Below are 18,718 nucleotides of genomic sequence, written 5' to 3' on the forward strand. Positions count from 1 at the left end.
AATAAGATGAGAGTGATGTTCTGTCCAGAAGCTCCAGAAGTATTATTTGAAGATTATGGAATTTCAAAATTAAACAATGGTGAAGCTTACATAGCATTAGATAAAATATTAACTTCGTCTATGAAAATTGACGAAAAACACCCTCTAAAAGTTTTTATTCAATTGGAAGGTGATTGCAACGGTGTTTTTGTAACAGACAAATCAAGTAACGGATTTAGAGTTAAAGAACTAAATAAAGGAGTTAGTAGTGTTAGTTTTTCTTGGCACATTGTAGGTAGTAGAGCTGACAGCAAAGATGCAAATGGAAAAATAAACTCTGAATTTGAAAATTTAAGACTTCCAATTGGCCCAACAATGCTTAAACCAGATGTATTATTGGCTAAAACAAAATAATATTTAAAATCACAAACTAAAATAAACTAACAAATCAGATTAAGCATGAAAAAACCAGCAATTGCTGGTTTTTTTTATGTTTAATCTAAACTTAAAGTTATCTGACCGTCATCATCCAATTCAATATTAAAATCAGTTATTTCAGCACCATTTTCTATTACTTCTAATTCTTCAGGAATAACTTCGACTGGCTCATCATAAGGCAATGATTCTAATAAATTAACTTGTTTTAGTTTATCTGTTGTTAATTGATTACCTATTGCTTTTATACCTTTTACAGCAATAAATTGTTCTAAATCGATGGTTTGATTTTCCTTCTGAACTCCTTTTACTTTTGTAAATATAATTTCGGCAACAGGACGCCAATCTGTAGATACTATTTCTAATTGTGATTTTTCGTGTTCGGTAATAAAGATTTCTTCTTTATTCTCGTTTTCAACTAAAAATCTTTTCACATAATAGCGCTCTTTTTCTCCATCATAATAAATTGCTGAAACTGGTTTTTTAGGATGCCACTTTTCGAGCACCACCATATCTTCATCAAAATGTGTAGTCAATTCTGGAATAATTGTTTTTAATTTTCCAGATTGATTAATTATTAACAAACGATCATTAGGACGAAATTCACCTAGCAACTCCCCTCTTCCATCTACATTCAAACGTTGCACAGTATCATCGAACCAAACTTTTCTAGGACGTAAAGTTGAAATTCCTTTTTCCTTTAGTTCAATTTTTTTAATTGGGTATTTAGATACCGTATTTCCTTTACTTACACGACCTTTTATTGCAATATCAGCAAAATCGATATCCCATTTTAGCTTCTTAATACTACCTACTTGACGCAATAAAATAGTCACTACTTCGGCTTCGCCATTTGGATTATGAGAAAAATACAATACTTGAGAACCAGCCGTTCCATTGGTTAAATCATAAGCTTTGTCACGAGTCACACCCGAAACATTAAAACGTTTTATAAAAGAAGAACCATTTTTACCATCGCGATAAATCATATTATAAATGGTACGTTTGTCATTCTTATCGAAAACTGCAATATGAATAATATCTTTACCCACGAACTTTTTATCATCAACTTTAGAAACCATTAATCTTCCATCACGAAGAAAAACAATAACATCATCTATATCAGAACAATCGGCTACATATTCGTCTTTCTTCAGACCAGTTCCAAAGAAACCTTCTTCTTTATTTACGTATAATTTAGTATTTCTTAATACTACTTTTGTAGCTTCAATGGTATCAAAACTTCTTAACTCGGTTTGGCGTTCACGTCCTTTTCCGTATTTATCTTTTAAACGAGTGAAATAAGCAATGGCAAAATCTATTAAATTTTCTAAATCATGTTTTACTTGCTCAATATCTCCTTCTAATGCTTCTATTTTGTCTTGGGCTTTGTTACTATCAAATTTAGAAATACGCATAATCCGTATGTCTAACAATCGTAGAATATCATCTTCCGTAACTGCACGTTTCAAATGCTTAATATGAGGTTTTAAACCATCGTCAACTGCTTTGATTACATCTTCACGAGTCGTTTTATCTTCGATATCACGATAAATTTTATTTTCGATAAAAATTCGTTCTAACGAAAGGAAATGCCATTGTTCTTCAAGTTCACTTAACTGGATTTCAAGTTCACTTTTTAATAATTGAACTGTTCTGTCAGTCGAAATCTTCAACATATCAGAAACTCCAATGAATAAAGGTTTGTTGTCTTCAATGACACAACCTAATGGCGCAACAGAAGTTTCACAAGCTGTAAAAGCGTATAAAGCATCGATCGATTTATCAGGAGAAACACCAGGGAAAAGATGAATTAATATTTCAACTTCTGCCGCTGTGTTGTCTTCTATTTTTTTGATTTTTATTTTCCCTTTTTCGTTGGCTTTCAAAATACTATCAATTAATGTTGATGTATTTGTAGAAAATGGAATTTGTGTAATAACTAATGTTTGCTTGTCTAATTGCGAAATTTTAGCACGAACACGAACTCTACCACCACGCAAACCATCATTATAATTAGAAACATCGGCAATACCTGCTGTTTGAAAATCAGGATATATTGTAAATGGTTTTCCTTTCAGAATTTTTATAGAAGCATCGATTAGTTCATTGAAATTGTGTGGCAATACTTTAGTAGACAAACCAACAGCAATTCCTTCGGCTCCTGAAGCTAATAATAATGGAAATTTTACGGGTAAATTGTTGGGTTCTGCACGACGACCATCGTAGGACATTCCCCAATCGGTAATTTTAGGAGAATACAAAACCTCTAAAGCAAATTTTGATAGACGTGCTTCAATGTAACGAGAAGCCGCAGCACTATCACCAGTGAGAATATTTCCCCAGTTTCCTTGACAATCTATTAGTAATTCTCTTTGACCAATTTGTACCATAGCATCGCCAATACTCGCATCTCCGTGAGGGTGATACTGCATGGTGTGACCTACTACATTGGCAACTTTATTGTAACGACCATCATCTAACTCTTTAAGTGAATGCATGATACGACGTTGTACTGGTTTGAAACCATCTTCAATTGCAGGAACAGCACGCTCGAGAATTACATAGGAAGCGTAGTCCAAAAACCAATCTTTATACATTCCTGTAACTTTGGTAATGGTATCTTCTGGATTCTCATCGTTTTCGTAAAAATGCTGACCTTCAAAGTGTTTAGCATCTACTTCAATAATTTCATCAGCGTCATTTTCTTCTTGACTTTCATCAAGAGAATGGTCTTCCGATTGGTTATCGTCTTCTGAATTTGGAATTATGTTGTCTTCTTCTTCGTCTTTCATTTATGCTGAATTTATTTCAGTATCTTTTTGTTAGCAGTTTATTTTATACTTGTTCAACAACATCCAATTCCACCTTCAAATTATTGATAATAAATGTTTGTCTATCCGGTGTGTTTTTACCCATATAAAACTCCAATAATTTTTCTATTGATGTCGATTTATCTAACATAACTGGATCTAAACGAATGGTTTCACCAATAAAATTTTTGAATTCATCTGGTGAAATCTCTCCTAATCCCTTAAATCGAGTAATTTCTGGTTTTGGTTTTAATTTTTCGATAGCATCTCTTCTCTCCTGTTCAGAATAACAATAAATAGTTTCTTTCTTGTTACGTACACGAAATAAAGGCGTTTGAAGAATATACAAATGACCTTCCTTGATCATTTCTGGAAAAAATTGTAAGAAAAAGGTAATCAATAGCAAACGGATATGCATTCCATCGACATCGGCATCGGTAGCAATTACGATGTTGTTATAACGCAAATCTTCCATGCTTTCTTCAATGTCTAGTGCCGCTTGCAATAAATTGAATTCTTCATTTTCGTAGACAATCTTTTTTGACATTCCGTACGAATTCAAAGGTTTACCACGTAAACTAAACACCGCTTGAGTATTTACATCACGAGATTTAGTAATCGAACCAGAAGCAGAATCTCCCTCGGTAATAAAAAGCGTACTTTCTAAACTTCTAGGATTTTTAGCATCGGTTAAATGAACTCTGCAATCACGTAATTTTTTGTTGTGTAAACTAGATTTTTTAGCTCTGTCTTTGGCTAATTTTCTAATGCCCGAAAGTTCTTTACGTTCTCTTTCTGCTTGAAGAATTTTACGCAAAAGTAAATCGGCAGTTTCAGGATTTTTATGTAAAAAGTTATCTAATTTGGTTTTAATAAAATCATTTACGAATGTTCTTACCGAAGGTAAATCAGGTCCCATATCGGTAGATCCTAATTTGGTCTTGGTTTGACTTTCGAAAACTGGTTCTTCTACACGAACCACAATCGCAGAAACTATAGATTTACGAATATCTGAGGCTTCGAAAGGTTTGTTGTAAAACTCTTTAATGGTTTTTACTATCGATTCACGGAAAGCACCTAAATGCGTTCCTCCTTGTGTGGTATTTTGTCCGTTTACAAACGAGTAATACTCTTCTGAATATTGTGTTTTGCTATGGGTTATAGCTACTTCGATATCATCGCCTAAAAGGTGAATGATGGGATAAACCATATCTTCTTCTGCAATATTTTCTTCTAATAAATCTTTTAATCCATTATCTGAATAATATTTTTCTCCGTTGTAAATTATTGTTAATCCAGTGTTTAGGTAACAATAGTTTTTGAGCATTTTTATAATATACTCGTTACGGTATTTGTAGTTTTTAAAAATAGCTTCATCAGCAATAAAAGAAACTTTTGTTCCTTTACGCTTTGTACTTTCAATGATATCTTCTTCTAAAGTTAGATTTCCTGCAGAAAATTCGGCCGCTTTTTGTTGGTTATCACGAACAGATTCTACACGAAAATAATGAGAAAGTGCATTTACAGCCTTGGTTCCTACTCCATTTAGTCCTACAGATTTTTTAAAGGCTTTCGAGTCGTACTTTCCTCCAGTATTCATTTTAGAAACTACGTCGATAACTTTACCCAATGGAATACCACGCCCGTAATCACGAACAGTAACCATTTTATCTTTCATAGTGACTTCGATAGTTTTTCCGGCACCCATCACAAATTCATCGATACAGTTATCTAGAACTTCTTTAAGAAGAATATATATACCATCATCTGGCGAAGAACCGTCTCCTAGTTTCCCAATGTACATTCCGGGACGCAAACGAATGTGCTCTTTCCAGTCGAGTGAACGGATATTGTCCTCATTATATTGATCTTGCTCTTGCATAAAGGAATCTTGGATTTTTTGCTAATGTAAGATTTCTAATGAAAAAATAAAATAGCTTATGAATAAAGTTATTAAACGTTTTATTAAAGCATAAATTTATTAAAAATATAATTATAACAAGAAAAATCATATCTCTTCTTTTTTAACATTTTTTTATATAATTTAGCTAAAACTAAACAAACTAATTATGAAAAAACAAATTTTATTTATTTTACTATTTTGGGGTTTATCCACCACTATTGGATATTCTCAAAAAAGTATATCGGGACAAATTTACGACAGAAGTGGGCAAAATTTAACAGGAGTAAACATTCTTGAAAAGGGCACAAATAATGGGACTTCAACTGATTTTGAAGGTAAATTTTCAATTACTGTACAAAGTATTGAATCTAAATTAATTATAAGTTATTTGGGTTTTAAAACTATCGAAATAAAGGCATCTGAGAATTTAACGATAAAACTTGAAGAAGAAGGAGTTGGACTAGAAGAAGTAAATATTCAAGCGATAGGTTCTAGAAATGCTAAAAGAACTGTTGTAAACTCTGCAGTACCTGTAGATATCATTAATGTAAAAGATGTAACAACACAAAGTGGTAAAATTGAAATTAATGAATTACTACAATATGTTGCGCCATCATTTAATGCTAATAAGCAATCAGGTTCTGACGGTGCCGACCATGTGGATCCAGCTTCATTAAGAGGAATGGGACCAGATCAAACATTAGTTTTAATAAATGGAAAAAGAAGACATCAATCTTCATTAATAAACCTTTTTGGTACTCGTGGAAGAGGAAATACAGGAACAGATTTGAATGCAATTCCTGCTTCAGCAATAAAAAGAATTGAGATTCTTAGAGATGGAGCCGCAGCACAATATGGATCTGATGCTATTTCGGGAGTAATAAATATTGTACTAAATGACAATGTAAATGAGCTTACAGGTGCTATAACTTATGGTGCTTATAACACGAATGCTCCAGGAGATTTTCCTGCCGGAACTGCCAATACTCCAGGATTCAGATTAGACAAAAATGGAAACGGAAATTCTTTTGGTAAAAACAAAAAACTAGATGGTAATTCAGCCAAAATATCATTAAATTATGGGACAAAAATAGGTTCAAAAGGTGGTTACGCTAACTTTACAACCGAATTTTTGAACAAAGAAAAAACTTTGCGCCCTGGATTTGATTTTAGAAAAGGATTTGGAGAAGCTGAAATATTCAGCGCTAATTTTATGGTAAATGCTGCAATACCTATTACTGATAAAATAGAGTTTTATGCTTTTGGTGGTAGAAATTATAGAGATACCGATGCTTATGCATTTACTAGAAATGATGGTGCAAGAGTTGTAGAATCAATATATCCTGGAGGATTTACACCTCGAATCACTTCAAACATTATTGACAATTCAATAGCTGCAGGTTTTAGAACTAATACAACTAGTGGTTGGAAGATAGATTTAAGTAATACTTACGGTAAAAATAACTTTGATTATCGAATTGAAGGCACTCTAAATGCCTCATTAGAAGCTGCATCACCAAGAGCATTTGATGCAGGTGGACATAGTTTAAGTCAAAATACTACAAATCTTGATTTTTCTAAAAACTATGACTCTGTTTTAAGTGGAATGAACTTAGCTTTTGGAGCTGAATTTCGTTCGGAAACATTTAAGATTATTGCTGGTGAACTAGGTTCTTATGCAACCTATGATACATTTGGTAATCCAATCACAGATCCGACAACACAATCAGCACCTACCGACCCTATTTCTGGTGATCCAAGACCAGGAGGCTCACAAGGATTTCCTGGTTATAGTCCAAAAAATGTGGTTGATAAAGGAAGAACAAACTTATCAGCTTATGCAGATGCTGAATTTGATATTACTAAAAAATTCTTAGTAAGCACTGCTGTACGTTTTGAAAATTACAGCGACTTTGGTAGCACTGTAAACGGAAAACTAGCTTCAAGATATAAAATTACCGATAATATAAATGTTAGAGGTTCTGTAAGTACTGGATTTAGAGCTCCATCTTTAGCACAAATTTATTACAATACTAGTTTTACAAATTTTAGTAGTTCTGGTGCAACAGAAGTTTTACTTTCTGCAAACGATAGTCCAGTTACAAAAGCTTTTGGTATTGGAAAACTAAATGAAGAAAAAGCAGTAAATGCTTCTTTAGGATTTACCTTATCTAAAGGAAGTTTTACAGCAACTATAGATGGTTACATGATAAATGTTAAAGATAGAATTGTATTAACAGGGTATTTTGATGCAACAGCATTAGGATTAAATGTTGATGCTGCACAGTTTTTTACCAATGGTGTAGATACTAAAACTAAAGGTTTAGACATGGTTATATCTTGGAAAAAAACACTGGGTGACTCTAAATTTGGTGTTACTGCTGTTGGAAACATAAACCACATGGAAATTTCTAATGTTAAAAATAGAGGTTTAGATAGTCAAACTTTCTTTGGAGAAAGAGATAAAGCTTTCTTATTAGCTTCTGCTCCAGCAAATAAATTTGCATTAAACTTAAATTATGGTTACAGATTTTTTGATGCTGGTTTAGCATTTACAAGATTTAGTGAAGTTAAACTATTAGATTATCAAGTTTATGAGGATGTTGCCAACTATGGTGGTTCTTTTGACAATCAAATAAAAGCAGCAACTGATACTTACGGAGCTAAGATTGTAACTGATTTAACTTTGGGTTTCAAATTATCTAAAGCACTTAAATTAAGTTTAGGAGCTAATAATCTACTAAATATTTATCCTGATCAACAAGATGACTGGGTTGAAGCTGGTGGATATTGGGATTCTGTTCAAATGGGATTTAGTGGTGCATACTACTATGCTAGGCTTGGATTTAAATTCTAAAAATATCTTTAAAATAAAAATGCCGTTCTACAAGACGGCATTTTTTTATTGGTAATGACAAAAAATTCCACCATCATAAGGAGTCCAAAATGCGGCTTTTTGATCTGATGATTTTAGTGCTTCGTTTGCCCAAGTATTACAAGTTTTAAATAAACTGTAACTTCCTTTTGCCTCATAAAAAGCATCATTTTTAGCATAACCGCGACCATAAATATATTGTAAGCTTTTATTAGAATCTCTCTGAAAACTATCATTTATAAAAGCAACTAATTTTTTATAATTTTCTTTAGATATTATAATTTTCTTACAGCTTTCATTTTCAGAAATAGATTTACAAAAAGTTGTATGCATTGCCGAAGTACTTAAACCAGTTGCTGCATTAAATGCCGTACTTAATTTTAAATCAGACCATTGCGGCGTGTTTAAATAAAAACCTTTATCTCCCCAACCTATTGCAACATAGTTCATTACTGAGTCTTTCGATTTTGTTTGATAAAATTTAATTTCTTTACTCCAATCTTTTATTTCATTTCTTATAGGAACAATTATATCTGTGTGAACCCCATTTGTTTTAATAAAAATTTCGACTTCTTCTTTTTGAGTGATACCCGCATTAACAGTAATTTTTGATAATCCAAAAGCAGAAAGAGAATATATAAATATAAAACCCACAAATATTAGAATGGTTTTAAAAAATATTTTGAAAGTTATTTTTAAGGGCTTCATAAATTTAGTTTTTAATATTCAAATCAAATATCAAGCCAAAAAAAGCCCTTATTTTCATACGAGCTTTTTATATTTATTGTTTATTTTAGACATTAAATCTAAAATGCATTACATCACCATCTTTTACAATATATTCTTTTCCTTCCACTTTAAACTTTCCTGCTTCCTTTACTTTAGCTTCAGTTCCGTAATGAACATAATCTTCGTATGAAATAACTTCAGCACGAATAAATCCTTTCTCAAAATCAGTATGAATAACTCCCGCAGCTTGTGGTGCAGTAGCTCCAATATTAACAGTCCAAGCTCTTACTTCTTTTACTCCTGCTGTAAAATAAGTTTGCTGATTTAATAATTTATAAGCTGCACGAATTAAAACAGAAGATCCCGGTTCTGATAAACCCATATCTTCTAAGAAAACTTGACGTTCTTCATAGGTTTCTAATTCAGTAATATCTGCTTCTGTTCCTACAGCAAGCACTATAACTTCTGCATTTTCGTCTTTCACTAATTCACGGACTTGATCTACGTATTTATTTCCTGTAACTGCAGATCCTTCATCAACATTACAAACATACAGCACTGGCTTAGATGTTATTAATTGAAAAGACTCAAATAATTCTTCTTCTTCATAACCTTTCGGTTCAATTGTTCTTGCTGATTTTGCTTGCAATAAAGCTTCGCGGATTCTATTTAATAATCCTTCTTCGAGTTGGGCTTCTTTATTTCCTGTTTTTGCAGCACGTTTTACTTTTTCTAAACGCTTTTCAACCGTTTCTAGATCTTTTAGCTGTAACTCGATATCTATAGTTTCTTTGTCGCGAATTGGATTTACATTTCCGTCTACGTGAATAATATTATCATTATCAAAACAACGTAAAACGTGAATAATCGCGTTACATTCTCTTATGTTTCCTAAGAATTGGTTACCTAAACCTTCTCCTTTACTTGCTCCTTTTACCAATCCTGCAATATCAACAATATCGACTGTTGCCATTTGCACACGTTCTGGTTTTACTAATTCTTCTAATTTTTCCATTCTTGGATCAGGAACATTTACCACACCAATGTTTGGTTCGATAGTACAAAACGGAAAATTAGCACTTTGTGCTTTTGCGTTTGATAAACAATTAAATAAAGTCGATTTTCCTACGTTTGGTAATCCTACAATTCCTGCTTTCATTATGGTTTTGTTTTAAAAGTGTGCAAATATACTTTAAATCTTATTAAGATTCAAAGTATAAGAAAAGTAAAAAATAAACATTTTAGATTAAGAAAAAGCTTATTGAGTGGCTAAGCCTAAACGTTCGATAATTTCTTTTTCTTCTTTTGTAGAAACAAATCCTGATTCGAAATCCCAATAATTATTAAAAAATGAAGTTTTTTTATTAATTAGAGATTTGTCTTTAAAAATATTTTTGTCATTGTATTTAAAAAGTTCTTTGTCAAAGTTGGTAATTACCATATGATTATTAACTTCTATTCTTCTATTTTGCTTCTTATATTTTTTTTCAAAACCAATTACTTCTTTAGAATTTGCAAGATAATAAAGCTCATTATCCAATCTAAAAGTATTTTTAAATTCTAGTTTATATATTTTACTACTACTTAAAAAAGATCTCCTTAAGTCTTCTAATCGAGAGTCTGGAACCATAGAACCAACTTCCATTATAATCATTTTGTTTCTGTCGTAAACAATTGTAAATTCCGACAATACTCCGCTAATTCCGTCTATTGGAGTTGCTTTAATTACTAAAAAATCTTCGTTACTTGGATATGATTTAATTTGAAATTCATATTTACGCTTCGCACCCGATGCTAAAATTTCATCTATATATTTAAATTGATAATAATTCTCGATTATATTATTTAAATCATAACCTAAAAGCTCTGCATCAATATCTCCATCTAATACTCCTACTGCCCTATTCTGTTCTACTAAAATGTCTGTTTTAATACTTTTTGAGTTTCCTAATATTTGAAAATTAATTAATCCATCATTGAAGAAAATGATTTGATCATTTTTTTTATAAAACTCTCTTAAATAAACTTTTAGATTTACTGGAACTGTAATTTTATCTAATGAATTTTTTACTAATTTTTTTAATATTTCTTGTGGGGGAACGTTTGTTAAAATAACTTCTTCTAATCGTTTTGCATTACTCTCTAAATAAACTGTATTAATTTTTTTATCTAAATCAAAATATTTTACGACATAAGTTTTATAGGATGAGTTTTCAAATTGTAAATCAGATTCGTTTGTTAAGTTAATATTTGCTTCACCATTTTTATTAGTTAAAAAACCTTGTTTGGTTTTTAATGCTGTTATTGTTACTTCTTCAATTGGCAAACCAGTCTCAACATCTTTTACAATTACTGCAAATTCTATATTTTGAGAAAAAACGAAGCTACTAATAAATAACAATGTAAAAGATAAAATTTTCTTCATTTTATTTTATTTTATTCAAATTTAGGAAAAAAATTTAACATATTAACATTAGTATAAAGAATGCTTTAAAAAACAAAAAAAGAGAATTTTTTTGAAAACTCTCTTTTTTATTTTTTAAAATAACTTATTGATTGTGTAAAAATGATTGCCTATTTAATAATGTTTCTTCACTTTCAACATGATTATCATCAGGTATACAACAATCTACTGGGCAAACTGCGGCACATTGTGGCTCATCATGGAAACCTTTACACTCAGTACATTTTCCTGGAACTATATAATAAATATCGTCAGAAATTGGAGTTTGAGCTGCATCAGAATCGATTTCAGTACCATCAGGAAGTATAATTTTACCGGATAATTTTGTTCCATCTTTGTATCTCCAGTCGTCAGCACCTTCGTATATAGCAGTATTTGGGCATTCTGGTTCACATGCTCCACAATTGATACATTCGTCTGTTATAATTATTGCCATTTTATTTAGAATTAGATATTAGATTTCAGATTTATAAAAAATGAAATCATTATTTTTGCACAAAATTACAATCAAAACCATTCATAAACAAATAAACAGATGTTACAAAACGATAAAAAAAGAGGTTTTATTGAATTAGGGGAATTTTTAAGGCAATTTTCAGTCACTAATTCTATAAAAAGTAAAAACGTTTTGCATAACGATTTATTTTTTGATGATTTTATTTCACTTATAAATCTTTCTCAATCTCATAATGCTTGGTACACTAAAGAAAATGTACATTTTTCTATTAACTCTTGGGCTGAAGCATTAACTGAAGAAAATTTAAATAAGTGGTTGTCAAATTATTCCTTCGACTTCATTCAGGATGACAATTATGAGGCAAAAACAGTTGCATTAATTCTTGCTGGAAATATTCCATTAGTAGGTTTTCATGATTTTTTATCGGTATTGATATCTGGACATAAAGTACTAGTAAAGACTTCTTCAAATGATCAGTATTTATTACCATTTTTAGCAAAATATTTAATTACTGTAGAGCCAGAATTTAAAAAATTTATCACTTTCGTTGATGGAAAACTGGAAAATTTTGATGCTGTAATTGCTACTGGAAGTGATAATACAGCTAGATATTTCGAATATTATTTTAAAGATAAGCCATCTATCATTCGCAAAAATAGAAATTCTGTTGCTGTTTTAGATGGTTCTGAATCATCAGAACAAATGATTGCTTTAGGAGAAGATATTTTCAGATATTTCGGACTAGGATGTCGTAATGTTTCTAAAATATTTATACCTAAAAATTATAATTTCGATTTATTTTTTAATGGCATGTTTCCTTATCAGGATGTTATTAAATATGAAAAATATGCTAATAATTATGATTATAATAAAGCCGTTTTCTTAATGAGTAATTTTAATTTATTGGACAATGAATTTCTAATAATTAAAGAAGATTCGAGTTATGCCTCTCCTATTTCTTCTGTTTTTTATGAGTTTTATGATGATATAACTTATCTTAAGAACCGTTTAGAAATAGATAAAGATAAAATACAATGCATTGTTTCTAATAATTTAGTCGAAAATAGTATTCCGTTTGGGGTAACTCAAAAACCAAATCTTTGGGATTATGCAGACAATGTAGATACTATTAATTTTTTAATTAATTTATAATATTTTAATTATGAATACTTCAAAAATTAGTGAAATTATTGGAAAACAAAAAGGAAAATCAGAACACATTCATAAACCAAATTTCAATTTAGAAGCTCTAGTTAATTCTGGAAAAAATACAACTACAAAACAAAATTACACAATGAAAAAACACAATTACAGCGCAGGACCTTGCATACTTCCTCAAGAGGTTTTTGAAAAATCTGCACAAGCAATTTTAAACTTTAACAATCTAAATTTATCTCTTTTAGAAATTTCTCATAGAAGTAAAGACTTTGTAGCAGTTATGGAAGAAGCTAGAGCATTAGCACTTGAACTTTTAGGATTAGAAGGAAAAGACTACCAAGCATTATTTTTAGCTGGTGGCGCGAGTTTAGAATTCCTGATGGTACCTTATAATTTGATGAAGGAAAACGGAAAAGCAGCTTATCTAGACTCAGGAACATGGGCAAGTGGCGCAATAAAAGAAGCAAAACATTTTGGAGAAACTATAGTTGTTGCTTCATCAAAAGAAGAAAATTACAATCATATTCCTAAAAATTATACTATTCCTAGTGATGCAAATTATTTTCACTGTACGAGCAATAATACTATTTTTGGGACACAAATGAAATCATTTCCAGACACGAATATTCCTCTTGTTTGCGATATGAGTTCCGATATATTTTCACGAGTTTTAGATTTTTCTAAATTTGATTTAATATATGCAGGAGCACAAAAAAATATGGGTCCAGCTGGAGCTACTTTGGTTGTTGTTAAAGAAGAAATTTTAGGTAAAACAGGACGTTATATTCCGTCAATGTTAGATTATGAAAAACATATCAAGGCAGAAAGCATGTACAATACTCCGCCTGTTTTCCCTATATATGCATCTCTTTTAACCCTACAATGGTTAAAAAATTTAGGCGGAATTCCTGCAATAGAAAAAATAAACAATGCAAAAGCAAATCTATTATATTCGGAAATTGATAGAAATCCTTTATTTAAAGGAACAGCAAACGTTGAAGATAGAAGTAACATGAATGCTACGTTCTTGTTAAATGATGAAAGTCATACTGAATTATTTGACAAAATGTGGAAGGAAGCTGGAATTTCAGGATTACCTGGTCATCGCTCCGTAGGTGGTTACAGAGCATCTATGTATAATGCGCTTCCGTTAGAAAGCGTGCAAGTTCTAGTAGATGTAATGAAAGAATTAGAAAAATCAATTTAAAAATTGAAAGATTAAATAATTTAAAGATTTGAAAAAAATAATATTATCGAAACTTTAAATCAAAAAATATTACAAATTAACAAATACTCAGATTGAATTTTTCAATCTTTAAATATAAAAAAAATGAAAATATTAGCTAACGACGGAATCTCTAAAAGTGGAATTCTAGCATTAGAAAAAGGTGGTTTTGAAGTAATTACTACAAAAGTTGCACAAGAACAAGTTGCCAATTTTATAAATACGCACCAAGTTGCTGTTATACTAGTTAGAAGTGCAACAAAAGTTAGAAAAGATATTATTGATGCTTGTCCCTCACTAAAAATTATAGGTCGTGGTGGCGTAGGTATGGATAATATTGATGTTGACTATGCCATTTCTAAAGATATTCAGGTAATAAACACACCAGCTTCATCATCAAACTCAGTAGCAGAATTAGTATTTGCTCATTTATTTTCGGGAGTACGATTTTTATATGATTCAAATAGAAATATGCCATTAGAAGGAGATACTCGTTTTAACGATTTAAAAAAAGCCTATGCTGATGGACTAGAACTTCGCGGAAAAACTATCGGTATTATTGGTTTTGGAAGAATAGGACAATCGGTAGCAAAAATGGCTTTAGGATTAGGCATGAAAGTAATTGCATCTGATAATTATGTTGGTAAAGCAGAAATTAAAGTAGAGTTCTATAATGGTCAATTTATAAATGTAGAAATTGAAACAGAACCTGTTGATGATTTATTAAAACATTCGGATTTTGTAACCCTTCATGTTCCTGCTCAAAAAGATTATATTATAGGTAAAAAAGAATTTGACTTAATGAAAGATGGTGTAGGAATTATTAACTGTTCTAGAGGTGGTATTATAAATGAAGTAGAGTTAGTAGCTGCATTAGATAATAAAAAAGTTTTATTTGCAGGTTTAGATGTTTTTGAAAATGAACCAACACCAGCTGTTCAATTACTTATGCACCCAAGTATATCTATGACACCACATATTGGAGCAGCAACTGTTGAAGCACAAGACAGAATTGGTACTGAACTTGCAGAGCAAATTATCGCTTTGCTAAAAGCAGAAATATAAATATATTTCTTAATTTTACTGTTAATAAATTAAAAAACAAACAAATTATGGCTGGATTAATGGATTTATTAAATAGTGATTTAGGAAAACAAATCATATCTGGAGTTTCAGAAAAAGTGGGAACAACTGAAAGTGAAACTTCATCAGTTTTGTCATCAGTCTTGCCTTCACTAGTTGGAGGAATGATGAATAACGCATCTACTCCAGAAGGACAAAGTGGTTTACTAGGAGCTATTTTAGGAGGAAAACACGATGGTAGTATACTTGATAATTTATCTGGCTTTTTGGGAGGAGATGATCATTCTGATGGAGCAAATATTTTGGGACATGTTTTAGGTGGAAACCAAGAAACTGTTCAAAATCAAGTGAGTCAAAATACTGGAGTAAGTTCTAATAAAATAGCAATGATTATGAAAATTGCTGCCCCAATCCTAATGGGATATCTTGCAAAACAAGCACAAGGAAGTGGTTTAAATAATAGTGGAACAACTACAAATGGTGGTGGTTTAGTGGATATTCTTGGTGGATTATTAGGTGGTGGAGCACAACAACAAACACCCACATCTTCATCTATGGGAGGTTCAATTCTAACATCTATGTTAGATCAAGATGGTGATGGGCAACTTGGCTTGGGAGATGCTGTTGCGGCAGCAACCAAAAAAGGTGGACTTGGTGGATTATTCGGTAGTCTTTTTGGCAAAAAATAAACAACTCAAACCATCCATTTTTTCGGATGGTTTTTTATTTAAAATATCATGAAAACACTATTTATTTTTATCGTTGTTTTTATAAGTATTATAAGTTGCAAAACACAAAATTTAACTTCTAACAAGGTTTCTAATGCTATACAAGGTGATACTGTAAAAATTGCTAATAAAGATTTAGAGTATGAAGTAACAATTATTGATGCTGGATTTACTTCTTGGCTTAATAGTCGTGTCTTTCCTAGAAATTATTATTCTGAACCCTATTTAGAGAGTAAAAACAGAGTTTATGTTGCCGAATGGAATAACAGGGTTTTACAACCTATGCGATATGATCCTAAATTATATGAAATGCAAATAAATTATGATAGTAGTATTCATTATGGTTATGAAGTAAATTACTTAATTTATAATTATATGATTTATTTTCAAAATACATATAAACAAAAGTTATTTGGTTTTGTTCCTCCTAGATAATCTTTTATATTTGTTTTAAATTTAAACTTATGAATAAATTAAAAGAACGTTGGGGAATATCTTCAAATTTTCAATTGATTGTTATATTTATAGTTTTTGCCATAAATGGATCTCTTTCTGCTAGAATTTCTTCATTTTGTATGTCTTTTATTGGGCTAAATAAAAACAATTTGCCCTGGTCTTTGTATTACTTATTACTTATTGTTCTAGTAATGCCTTTATATCCTTTTTTACTTATTGTAGTTGGTTTCATTTTTGGGCAGTTCCAATTTTTCTTCACTTTTAGCAAAAAAATGCTCAAAACTATGGGATTAGGTTTTATTTTTAAATAAAAAAAAATCTCGAATTAATCGAGATTTTTTTATTTGTCACTAATATAAAATTATTCTTGCATAGTATGATATACGTTCATTACGTCTTCATCCTCCTCAATTTTTTCTATTAACTTTTCTACATCAGCCATTTGAGCTTCAGTAAGTTCTTTTGTAATTTGTGGAATACGTTCAAAACCAGAAGATAAAATTTCAATTCCTCTTGTTTCTAATTCTTTTTGAATGGTTCCAAAACTTCCAAAAGGAGCGTAAATTAAGATTCCGTCTTCATCTTCAAAAACTTCTTCTGCTCCAAAATCAATTAATTCTAATTCTAATTCTTCTGGATCCATTCCGTTGGCAGGAATTCGGAAATTACAAGTATGATCAAACATAAATTCGACAGAACCTTGTGTTCCCATTGTACCATTACATTTATTAAAATAGCTTCTAATATTAGCAACAGTTCTGTTATTATTATCGGATGCAGTTTCAATTAAAATTGCTATTCCGTGTGGTGCATAACCTTCAAAAAGTATTTCCTTATAGTTTGCTGTATCTTTATCAGTTGCTTTTTTAATAGCACGTTCTACATTTTCCTTAGGCATATTTACTGCCTTCGAGTTTTGTATAACTGCTCTTAATCTTGAATTTGCTTCTGGATTTGGCCCACCTTCTTTAACAGCCATTACAATATCCTTACCAATTCTGGTAAATGCTTTAGCCATTGCTGACCAACGCTTCATTTTTCTTCCTTTTCTAAATTCGAATGCTCTTCCCATTTCTAAGAATGTATTTATATATTTTAATTATAATGCAAAAATAACCTTTTAAAATCTAATTCAAAAGACTTTAAATCTATAACTTATTTTTTATAAAATGGTAATTTAACCACTTTTGCTAATACATCATTTTTTCTAATTCGGATAAAAATTTCGCTATCAACTGTAGAAAATGAAGTAGGTACATAACCTAAACCAATTCCAATATTCATACTTGGAGACATAGTTCCTGATGTAACTACTCCTATTACATTTCCAGTGGCATCAACAATTTCGTAATCGTGACGAGGTACTGCACGCTCTTGCATTTCGAAAGCAACTAGTTTTCTAGAAACTCCTTCTTCTTTTTGTTTTTTCAGGTTAGCCGAATTAGTGAATTCTTTATCAAATTTTGTAATCCAACCCAATCCTGCTTCTAGTGGTGAAGTGGTATCGTTGATATCGTTTCCGTACAAACAGAATCCCATTTCTAAACGTAAAGTATCACGAGCAGCTAATCCAATAGGTTTAATTCCGAAAGGTTTTCCTGCTTCAAAAATTTTATTCCAAATAGCTTCTGCATCTTCATTTTTGAAATAAATTTCAAATCCTCCAGAACCAGTATAACCAGTTGCTGAGACAGTTACATCTTTTAAACCTGCAAATTCTCCAATTTGAAATGAATAATATGGCATGTTTATCAAATCGATGGAAGTTAATGATTGCATCGCTTCCGCAGCTTTTGGACCTTGAATAGCAAGTAATGAGTAACCATCAGAAAGATTTTGCATATCAACACCCAAATCATTATGAGAGGATATCCAGTTCCAATCTTTTTCTATGTTTGAAGCATTTACCACTAACATATAATGATTGTCTGCAATTTTATAAATGATTAAATCGTCTACAATTCCTCCATCATTATTTGGTAAACAAGAATATTGTGCTTTTCCGTCAACTAGTTTTGAGGCATCGTTTGATGTTACTTTTTGTATTAATGCTAAAGCATTTTCTCCTTTCAAGAAAAATTCTCCCATATGAGAAACATCAAAAACACCAACTCCATTACGAACAGTTTCATGCTCTGCGTTTACTCCTTCGTATTGCACAGGCATATTGTAACCTGCAAATGGAACCATCTTAGCTCCTAAACTCTCGTGAATGTGCGTTAATGCTGTATTTTTCATTTTGTTTTGAATGTAAATTTTAGGGTGCTAAAGTATTGATTTTTTATGGAGTGACAAAAAGTGTAAGAAGTAATTTTATTATTGTTTGAATAATATATTTCATTTTCTATTTTTAAGCTATTTATGACAGTATCTATTTTTAAAGTTGTAAATTTAGTATCTAAATTAAAGCGTA

General features: G+C 31.0%; 16 protein-coding genes. 8 read left to right on the plus strand and 8 right to left on the minus strand.

What is annotated here, in order from left to right:
- A partial coding sequence (locus ACKVOV_RS10515; protein WP_409206713.1) for a hypothetical protein occupies positions 1-393 on the plus strand: 393 nt, incomplete at its 5' end.
- An 80-nt stretch (positions 394-473) separates the two neighbouring features.
- Here the strand turns inward: ACKVOV_RS10515 and ACKVOV_RS10520 are convergent.
- A complete protein-coding gene (locus tag ACKVOV_RS10520; protein ID WP_409206714.1) occupies positions 474-3,209 on the minus strand; it encodes a DNA gyrase/topoisomerase IV subunit A in 2,736 nt (911 codons plus the stop codon).
- 43 nt (positions 3,210-3,252) lie between these two features.
- Complete coding sequence (locus ACKVOV_RS10525; RefSeq protein ID WP_409206715.1) at positions 3,253-5,109, minus strand: DNA topoisomerase IV subunit B; 1,857 nt, start codon at positions 5,107-5,109, stop codon at positions 3,253-3,255.
- A gap of 187 nt (positions 5,110-5,296) precedes the next feature.
- Between ACKVOV_RS10525 and ACKVOV_RS10530 the strand changes: the two genes are divergently transcribed.
- Positions 5,297-7,987, plus strand: coding sequence for a TonB-dependent receptor domain-containing protein (locus ACKVOV_RS10530; protein WP_409206716.1), 2,691 nt, complete (start codon positions 5,297-5,299; stop codon positions 7,985-7,987).
- A 45-nt stretch (positions 7,988-8,032) separates the two neighbouring features.
- On the opposite strand, the gene ACKVOV_RS10535 is transcribed toward ACKVOV_RS10530, so the two are convergent.
- The 4 genes from ACKVOV_RS10535 to ACKVOV_RS10550 all read right to left on the minus strand — a co-directional run bounded on the left by ACKVOV_RS10535 (position 8,033) and on the right by ACKVOV_RS10550 (position 11,634).
- The gene (locus ACKVOV_RS10535) at positions 8,033-8,713 is read right to left on the minus strand and encodes a TIGR02117 family protein (protein WP_409206717.1); all 681 of its coding nucleotides are present in this window, start codon (positions 8,711-8,713) and stop codon (positions 8,033-8,035) included.
- Between the two features lie 85 nt (positions 8,714-8,798).
- Positions 8,799-9,893, minus strand: coding sequence for a redox-regulated ATPase YchF (gene ychF / locus ACKVOV_RS10540; protein ID WP_409206718.1), 1,095 nt, complete (start codon positions 9,891-9,893; stop codon positions 8,799-8,801).
- 99 nt (positions 9,894-9,992) lie between these two features.
- Entirely contained in the window at positions 9,993-11,159 is a 1,167-nt protein-coding gene (locus ACKVOV_RS10545; RefSeq protein WP_409206719.1) for a hypothetical protein, read from the minus strand.
- A gap of 124 nt (positions 11,160-11,283) precedes the next feature.
- Positions 11,284-11,634: a 4Fe-4S dicluster domain-containing protein gene (locus tag ACKVOV_RS10550; protein WP_409206720.1), complete on the minus strand. Its 351-nt coding sequence runs from the start codon at positions 11,632-11,634 to the stop codon at positions 11,284-11,286.
- A gap of 99 nt (positions 11,635-11,733) precedes the next feature.
- Between ACKVOV_RS10550 and ACKVOV_RS10555 the strand changes: the two genes are divergently transcribed.
- The 6 genes from ACKVOV_RS10555 (at position 11,734) to ACKVOV_RS10580 (ending at position 16,616) form a co-directional block, all read left to right on the plus strand.
- Positions 11,734-12,807 (plus strand): acyl-CoA reductase, encoded by a 1,074-nt coding sequence (locus tag ACKVOV_RS10555; protein ID WP_409206721.1) that lies wholly within the window; start codon positions 11,734-11,736, stop codon positions 12,805-12,807.
- Between the two features lie 142 nt (positions 12,808-12,949).
- On the plus strand, positions 12,950-14,020 hold the full coding sequence (gene serC / locus ACKVOV_RS10560) for a 3-phosphoserine/phosphohydroxythreonine transaminase (RefSeq protein ID WP_409206763.1): 1,071 nt from the start codon (positions 12,950-12,952) through the stop codon (positions 14,018-14,020).
- Between the two features lie 123 nt (positions 14,021-14,143).
- On the plus strand, positions 14,144-15,103 hold the full coding sequence (locus tag ACKVOV_RS10565) for a D-2-hydroxyacid dehydrogenase (RefSeq protein WP_409206722.1): 960 nt from the start codon (positions 14,144-14,146) through the stop codon (positions 15,101-15,103).
- Between the two features lie 47 nt (positions 15,104-15,150).
- Positions 15,151-15,810, plus strand: coding sequence for a DUF937 domain-containing protein (locus ACKVOV_RS10570; RefSeq protein ID WP_409206723.1), 660 nt, complete (start codon positions 15,151-15,153; stop codon positions 15,808-15,810).
- A gap of 48 nt (positions 15,811-15,858) precedes the next feature.
- Entirely contained in the window at positions 15,859-16,284 is a 426-nt protein-coding gene (locus tag ACKVOV_RS10575) for a DUF6146 family protein (protein ID WP_409206724.1), read from the plus strand.
- Between the two features lie 29 nt (positions 16,285-16,313).
- Positions 16,314-16,616, plus strand: coding sequence for a DUF6787 family protein (locus ACKVOV_RS10580; protein WP_409206725.1), 303 nt, complete (start codon positions 16,314-16,316; stop codon positions 16,614-16,616).
- A 50-nt stretch (positions 16,617-16,666) separates the two neighbouring features.
- Here the strand turns inward: ACKVOV_RS10580 and ACKVOV_RS10585 are convergent, their stop codons facing one another.
- Entirely contained in the window at positions 16,667-17,377 is a 711-nt protein-coding gene (locus tag ACKVOV_RS10585) for a YebC/PmpR family DNA-binding transcriptional regulator (protein ID WP_409206726.1), read from the minus strand.
- 83 nt (positions 17,378-17,460) lie between these two features.
- Entirely contained in the window at positions 17,461-18,543 is a 1,083-nt protein-coding gene (gcvT, locus tag ACKVOV_RS10590) for a glycine cleavage system aminomethyltransferase GcvT (RefSeq protein ID WP_409206727.1), read from the minus strand.
- Positions 18,544-18,718: the final 175 nt, after the last annotated feature.

Source organism: Flavobacterium sp. (assembly GCF_046153165.1).
Taxonomy (GTDB): domain Bacteria; phylum Bacteroidota; class Bacteroidia; order Flavobacteriales; family Flavobacteriaceae; genus Flavobacterium.